Annotated in this window: 3 protein-coding genes; 1 reads left to right on the top strand and 2 read right to left on the bottom strand. The window is 64.7% G+C overall.

Features of this window, described 5'->3' with window-relative positions:
* On the top strand, positions 1-192 hold a 192-nt coding region (locus ABZV94_RS41980; protein WP_356350433.1), incomplete at its 5' end, for a YibE/F family protein.
* A gap of 80 nt (positions 193-272) precedes the next feature.
* Here the strand turns inward: ABZV94_RS41980 and ABZV94_RS41975 are convergent.
* On the bottom strand, positions 273-710 hold the full coding sequence (locus ABZV94_RS41975; RefSeq protein ID WP_114245561.1) for an SsgA family sporulation/cell division regulator: 438 nt from the start codon (positions 708-710) through the stop codon (positions 273-275).
* 101 nt (positions 711-811) lie between these two features.
* A partial coding sequence (locus ABZV94_RS41970; RefSeq protein WP_356350429.1) for an IclR family transcriptional regulator C-terminal domain-containing protein occupies positions 812-1,072 on the bottom strand: 261 nt, incomplete at its 5' end.

Raw genomic sequence — 1,072 nt, 5'->3', positions numbered from 1 at the left:
AAAAGCGAACTGGTGGCGGAGGAGATCGAGCGCACACTGATCGGCTCGATCGGGCTGGTCGCCTCGGTCCCGGTGACCACCGCGCTCGCGGCGCTGGTCGTCTCCGCGGACCGCGCCGGTTCCGGCGTGGACGCAGGACCTCCGCCTCCCGTACGGAGCGGCAGGGGACGCCGTCGTCGGGCGAGGTCCTGAGTGCCCGAACACGGAGAGCGATTCACCCGTTCGGCAGGTGTGCTGTTCGACCGGCAGGCAGGCCAAGGGCACAGGCTTCGTCAGCCGGCGTTCTGTTCCTCGGCCAGAATCCGCCCCAGTGCCTCTTCCAGATTGCCCTCGAAGTCACCCAGCGTGCACTCCTGCCCGAGCGGCACGAGTTTGTCCGTCCGGTCGAGAAATGCCACGAGAGGAGCCGTACCGGCCCTGAAGAGGGCTCGGTCGGCCCCCACCTGGAGCCTGATGTGGACATCGGACAGCCCTTCGGGCTCGGTCGGCCCGATGTGTACATCGCCGTCACCACTGGGGCTGTTGAGGCCGTCGAGCAGCAGCTCGCGGCCGAAAGCCCAGGTGACGGGGGCGTCGCCGGGCAGATGGAAGGTCATCCGGATCGCGTACGGATCGCACACTTCGTACCGGAGCTCCACCGGGATACGGAAAGAGAGCTCCTCGGAGACGAGGAAGCTCATCATGACCTCAGCTTGAACCGACTCGCGCATCGTTCAACCCCGCAGTAGATGAATCTGGCCAGGAATGATCCCCCATGGCCCTATTGACGCCATCGTGGTGCACGCGATAGCAGATCACAAGGAGTGATTTTTCAGATACTGATAGAGAACACGAACGAACGCAAGAGGCTGGCCACTTCGCCACGTAGTCGTTCGACTGCGGGGAGCAACCGTTCTTCCTGGTCGAGGGGGACCGAAATGGCCATCGCGGCTGCCGTGAATCCGGCCGTGATCGGAATGGCCGCGCAGACCGTGCCGAGGGCGTACTCCTGTCGTTCGATGACAGGTTCCATACGCTCGATCGACCGCAGCCGCTCAAGGAGTGCCGGACGGTCGCGCACGGAGTAGCGGGT

The sequence above is a fragment of the Streptomyces sp. NPDC004658 genome, from assembly GCF_040609555.1.
In the GTDB taxonomy this organism is placed as follows: domain Bacteria; phylum Actinomycetota; class Actinomycetes; order Streptomycetales; family Streptomycetaceae; genus Streptomyces.
Note: the sequence above shows the minus strand (reverse complement) of the source record. Positions and strands in the feature narration are given on the sequence as shown.

Bases quoted from the DNA above. Each gene is read 5' to 3' on its own strand.
- ABZV94_RS41975 (WP_114245561.1), bottom strand. From the start codon at position 710: ATGCGCGAGTCGGTTCAAGCTGAGGTCATGATGAGCTTCCTCGTCTCC.